Origin of the sequence: uncultured Agitococcus sp. (assembly GCF_937920075.1) — a bacterium.
Taxonomy (GTDB): Bacteria; Pseudomonadota; Gammaproteobacteria; order Pseudomonadales; family Moraxellaceae; genus Agitococcus.
The window spans coordinates 1-5,789 of the sequence record NZ_CALETI010000256.1 but is presented as its reverse complement, the minus strand read 5'-3'; the positions used below and the strand labels follow the sequence as shown (position 1 = coordinate 5,789).

At 42.7% G+C, this 5,789-nt stretch carries 4 protein-coding genes, 3 tRNA genes and 2 pseudogenes; all 9 read left to right on the top strand.

Going from position 1 to position 5,789, the window contains the following annotated elements; all coding sequences use genetic code 11:
* Positions 1–1,418, top strand: a pseudogene (gene ftsH / locus Q0212_RS08810) (ATP-dependent zinc metalloprotease FtsH); the annotation flags it as partial.
* 75 nt (positions 1,419–1,493) lie between these two features.
* On the top strand, positions 1,494–2,333 hold the full coding sequence (gene folP, locus Q0212_RS08805) for a dihydropteroate synthase (protein WP_297924614.1): 840 nt from the start codon (positions 1,494–1,496) through the stop codon (positions 2,331–2,333).
* Positions 2,334–2,345: 12 nt separating this feature from the next.
* The gene (gene glmM, locus Q0212_RS08800) at positions 2,346–3,683 is read left to right on the top strand and encodes a phosphoglucosamine mutase (RefSeq protein ID WP_297924612.1); all 1,338 of its coding nucleotides are present in this window, start codon (positions 2,346–2,348) and stop codon (positions 3,681–3,683) included.
* A gap of 18 nt (positions 3,684–3,701) precedes the next feature.
* Positions 3,702–4,469, top strand: a complete 768-nt coding sequence (gene tpiA / locus Q0212_RS08795) for a triose-phosphate isomerase (protein WP_297924610.1) — start codon at positions 3,702–3,704, stop codon at positions 4,467–4,469.
* 1 nt (position 4,470) lies between these two features.
* A pseudogene (secG, locus tag Q0212_RS16810) lies at positions 4,471–4,713 on the top strand (preprotein translocase subunit SecG); the annotation flags it as partial.
* A 192-nt stretch (positions 4,714–4,905) separates the two neighbouring features.
* Positions 4,906–4,990, top strand: a tRNA-Leu gene (locus Q0212_RS08785).
* Positions 4,991–5,102: 112 nt separating this feature from the next.
* Positions 5,103–5,179 (top strand) — tRNA-Met (locus tag Q0212_RS08780).
* Between the two features lie 106 nt (positions 5,180–5,285).
* Positions 5,286–5,354: transfer RNA gene (locus Q0212_RS08775), tRNA-Glu, on the top strand.
* A 38-nt stretch (positions 5,355–5,392) separates the two neighbouring features.
* Positions 5,393–5,789, top strand: a 397-nt coding sequence (locus Q0212_RS08770) for a hypothetical protein (RefSeq protein ID WP_297924606.1), incomplete at its 3' end; no start/stop codon positions are given.

Genomic DNA, 5,789 nt, shown 5'->3' with positions numbered 1-5,789 from the left:
GTGGGCCAATGACTTTTGGTAAATCACGTGCACGTATGTTATCTGAAGATCAAATTAAAACCACCTTTGCTGATGTGGCAGGTTGTGATGAAGCCAAAGAAGATGTGCAGGAAGTGGTTGAGTTTTTGCGTGATCCTGCAAAATTCCAACGTTTAGGTGGCAAAATTCCCCGTGGTATGCTGATGGTTGGTCCACCAGGTACAGGCAAAACTTTATTAGCGAAAGCGATTGCAGGCGAAGCAAAAGTTCCATTCTTCACTATTTCTGGCTCTGATTTTGTTGAAATGTTTGTGGGTGTGGGTGCATCTCGTGTGCGTGACATGTTTGAACAAGCTAAAAAACAAGCCCCCTGTATCATCTTTATTGATGAGATTGACGCCGTTGGCCGTCAACGTGGTGCAGGTTTGGGTGGTGGCCATGATGAGCGTGAGCAAACCTTAAACCAATTATTAGTCGAAATGGATGGTTTTGAAGGTAATGAAGGCATCATTATTATTGCTGCGACTAACCGTCCAGATGTATTAGATGCGGCATTATTAAGACCAGGCCGTTTTGACCGTCAGATTGTTGTCGGTTTACCTGATATTCGTGGTCGTGAACAAATCCTCAAAGTGCATATGCGTAAAGTGCCATTGGGTGAAAATGTTAATGCCGAATTAATTGCGCGTGGTACACCGGGTTTCTCAGGTGCTGATTTAGCCAATCTAGTGAATGAAGCGGCCTTATTTGCCGCACGCATCAACAAAAAAACAGTTGATATGCAAGAGTTTGAATTAGCTAAAGATAAAATTATGATGGGTGCAGAGCGCAAATCTATGGTCATGTCTGAGGCTGAAAAACGCAATACCGCTTATCATGAGGCAGGCCATGCTATTGTTGGCAGACTGTTGCCAGAACATGACCCAGTTTATAAAGTATCGATTATTCCTCGTGGACGTGCTTTGGGTGTCACCATGTTTTTGCCTGAAGAAGATCGTTATTCATGGTCAAAACGTGGTATTGAAGGTAAAATTTGTTCGTTATTTGGTGGACGGATTGCCGAAGAAATGACCTTAGGTTTTGATGGTGTGACGACTGGTGCTTCTAATGATATTCAACGTGCCACAGAATTGGCGCGTAATATGGTCACTAAATGGGGCTTATCACAAAAACTAGGCCCAATGTTATATGATGAAGAAGAGGGCGAAGTTTTCTTAGGTCGGAGTGTTACCCAACGTAAAAACGTTTCTGCACAAACCGCCATGGATATAGACAATGAAATTCGTGCAGTGATTGACCGTTGTTATGGCCAAGCTAAAGACATTTTAGAAACTAATCGTCATATTTTGGAAGCAATGGCTGATGCTTTAATGCAATATGAAACCATTGACGCTGGGCAAATTGACGATATTATGGCAGGTAAACCACCTCGTCCACCGCATACAGGAAACTCAACATTAACTGACAAAAAAGTAGAAATCACTAAACCAGACGATTCTAATACAGCCAGTTAAATGATGAAGCAAAAACTTATTTGTGGCGATAAAGTCCTAGATTTATCGTCACCTGTGGTTATGGGTGTGCTTAATGTCACACCCGATTCTTTTTCGGATGGGGGAAAGTTTTTTACCCTAAATGATGCTTTACGCCAAGCGGAACTATTAATAAGTGAAGGGGCAGCTATTTTAGACATTGGCGCCGAATCCACACGCCCACAAGCACAATTAGTCACCGAACAACAAGAATTAGATCGTTTATTGCCAATTATTGAGGCGGTTAAACAGCGTTTTGATACCATTATTTCGGTCGATACTAGCAGCCCTCAAGTGATGTTGCAGGCGGCTAAATTAGGTATTGGGTTAATTAATGATGTGCGAGCTTTACAGCGTGATGGAGCATTACAAGCTGCGGCTCAAACCAAGTTGCCGATTTGTTTAATGCATATGCAAGGTGAGCCAAGCACCATGCAGCAAAGTCCATATTATCAATCAGTCATTGATGAAGTGATGGTGTTTTTGCAACAACGTATTGAATATTGTTTAGATGCAGGAATTCCTGCAGAGCAATTATTGTTAGATGTTGGTTTTGGTTTTGGTAAGACCTTGGCTCATAATATAGAGTTATTGGCTAAACTAGATATATTTACGCAATTACCTTATCCATTATTAGTAGGTATGTCGCGTAAAAGTATGTTGGGCAAGATTTTAAATGATGCCCCTGTTGATCAACGGCTGTTTGCGGGTCTATCAGCAGCGACAATTGCAGCGTTAAAAGGGGCAAAAATTATTCGTACTCATGATGTTAAAGCCACCAAAGATGCTTTAGCTGTAGTGAGTGCTATTCAACATTATTAGGAGTTATCAGAGATGGCACGTAAGTATTTTGGCACTGATGGTATTCGCGGCTTGGTTGGTGAGTTTCCAATCGTGCCAGACTTTGCCCTTAAATTAGGGTGGGCAGCAGGAAAAGTGTTGGCAGCAAGTGGTAATGCTTCGGTTGTTATTGGCAAAGATACCCGTTTGTCTGGTTATGTGTTGGAGTCGGCTTTGCAATCTGGTTTATGTGCTGCTGGTGTTGATGTTCGATTAGTAGGCCCAATGCCAACACCAGCAATTGCCCATTTAACTCGTGCTTTTCATGCTAGTGCAGGGGTGGTTATTTCAGCTTCGCATAATCCTTATTATGATAATGGCATTAAGTTTTTTGGTTCTAATGGTAAAAAATTGTCAGATGATATTGAGGCGGAAATTGAAGCTTGGTTAGATAAGCCTTTAGCGATTGATAATTTTGATGATTTAGGAAAAAGTTTGCGTCAAGAAGATGCGCGTGGTCGTTATATTGAATTTTGTAAGGCGACTTTTCCTTATCATTTGAGCTTAAAGGGGCTGAAAATTGTTGTCGATTGTGCTAATGGTGCCACTTATCAAGTAGGGCCAGCTGTATTTAGAGAATTAGGTGCAGAAGTTATTGCTGTTGCTTGTGAGCCTGATGGTACTAATATTAATGCTGATTGTGGCTCAACTCATCCTCAAACCTTGCAAGCGGCAGTATTGGTGAATAAAGCTGATTTGGGCATTGCTTTTGATGGTGATGGTGATCGTGTGATGATGGTTGACCATACAGGATCAGTGGTTGATGGCGATGAAATAATTGTCATGATCGCTAAGGCTCGTCAGCAAGATGGTTTTAATATTGGCGGGGTTGTTGGCACGTTAATGAGTAATATGGGCATGGAAGTTGCGATTAAAGAAATGGGGTTAGAGTTTATTCGTGCTAAGGTTGGTGATCGTTATGTTATGTCTGCTTTGGCCAAACGTGGTTGGACATTAGGTGGTGAAGCCTCTGGACATATTGTGTGTTTAGACAAAACTACCACAGGTGATGCGATTATTGCGGCTTTACAAGTATTAAGTGCTTTGGTGCAAAGTGGCCAAACTTTACATGAATTACGTCAAGGAATGAGCAAATATCCTCAGCAATTAATTAATGTTAAGGTCGCCAAAAAATCAGACCCTATGGAAAATGCTCAAGTTGTTGAAGCCGTTAAGGATGCTGAAGCGATCTTAGGCGCACGAGGTCGAGTATTATTACGTGCTTCTGGTACAGAACCCGTTATTCGTGTCATGGTTGAGGGCGAGCAACAACAAATGATTAGTCGTATTTGCCAAGAGTTAGCGGATAAAGTACGCGCAGCGTTGGGTTAGTTATTTAGGATAATTTTTATGTATCGTAAAAAAATAGTGGCAGGCAATTGGAAAATGAATGGTAGTGTTACCAAGAATGTTCAATTGGTTAGCGCGTTAACACAGTCCGCACCTGATAATATCGAGATTATCTTAGCACCTCCTGCATTATATCTTTCAGGAGTTAAAGCTCAATTAATGGGATCATCTATTGCTTTAGCGGGACAAAATGTGGCTGCAGAGGGTCAAGCAGGTGCATATACTGGTGAAATTTCAGCGCAAATGTTTGCAGATATAGGGGTTTCTTATGCCATTGTGGGACACTCTGAACGCCGCCAATATTATGCCGAAACAGATAGTTTAGTCGCTAAAAAATGTTTACGTTTAAGAGAGCAAGGATTAAAACCGATTATTTGTGTGGGCGAAAGTTTGGCGGAGAGAGAAAGTGGTCAAGCAGAAGCCGTTGTCTCTCGTCAATTGAAAGCGGTGATTGATTATTGTGGAGTTGAGCTCTTAGCTGATGCCATTCTTGCCTATGAACCAGTTTGGGCAATTGGCACAGGAAAAACAGCAACCCCCCATGATGCACAAGCTATTCATGCTTTTTTACGCCAATTAGTGACAATTTACGATAAAAACATTGCCAATTATCTGCCAATCCTTTACGGCGGCAGTGTAAAAGCAGATAATGCCGCCTCTTTGTTTTCGATGCCTGATATTGATGGGGCATTAGTGGGTGGCGCATCGTTGGTCGCGCAAGATTTTCTCGCAATTTGCCACGCGGCAAAAGCATCTATGGTAGGTTAGCATGGAATCCTTTGTTTTAGTTGTACATGTCATTATTGCCAGTGTCATGATTCTATTTATTTTGATGCAGCAAGGAAAGGGCGCAGAAGCAGGGGCTTCATTTGGTGGTGGTGGCTCACAAACTGTTTTTGGTAGTGCTGGCTCAGCTAGTTTTTTAACAAAATTAACCGCTGGTTTAGCGATAGTGTTTTTTATTACTAGTATGACATTGGCTATATTTGCTAAACAAAAAGTGTCTCAATCTCCTGTGATTTCTGCACCAGTTACACAAAAAGTACCAGCTAATACGGATGTACCTGCGCCAGCAGCTCAAACTCCAGCACCTATTTCTTCTGCACCGGCAAGTAGTGATGTGCCAGCAACTGTTCCAGCTCAAAATACTGCACCGTAAGACTAGCATTTACTTAATAAATACAGTAAAGTAGCAGCCCCTGATGCGGTGGTGGTGGAATTGGTAGACACGCCATCTTGAGGTGGTGGTGGCGCAAGCCGTGGGGGTTCAAGTCCCCCCCTCCGCACCAAGTTATTAATTTGGATATAGGGATTTGTTAAGGGATAACAAATTAGTTTAAGTTAAAGCGAAATAAAGCTTGACTTGTTGAGGTGAAGTCTGTAAAGTTCGCCTCCTGTCGTTGCGGGGTGGAGCAGTCTGGTAGCTCGTCGGGCTCATAACCCGAAGGTCGTTGGTTCAAATCCAGCTCCCGCAACCAATTTGCCTAGATAGCTCAGTTGGCTAGAGCATGCGGTTCATACCCGCAGTGTCAGCGGTTCGACCCCGTTCGCCGCTACCATTATTTTTTTCCATATCGGCTGGCCCCTTGGTCAAGCGGTTAAGACACCGGCCTCTCACGCCGGATTCAGGAGTTCGATTCTCATTCGGAAGATATTTACCTCATCACGATCAATGGAATATCTCGGCTACCATGACCTATTTTTATGGAGATGCTGATAGGAGAATTCATGTAAATCCAGCTCATGGAAAAGGAATCACCCCTACGTACGGTCCTATCAACAACCCCGTTTTTATCGCAGCCCAAAAACTTGAAGGCTCTTGGATCTTGAATTACTTTTGTTGGGATCTCGCCTTAGCTCGTCAAATTGGAATGACCAATGCCATTACAATTCAGCCATTGATGGGAATAAGAGCCCTTCTCACTTGTCAAGATTATAAGACAAAAAGTTTTCGGCAATATACCCCACCCTTTTCGGTGATTTCCCCATCTGTGAAGTATGGATTTAAAGCGGATACGCAGTTTTGGGGGGTGGGTCCTCGTGTTGGATTTAACTTGGCAGCTTACACGCGCTACTCTCTTGCATTTT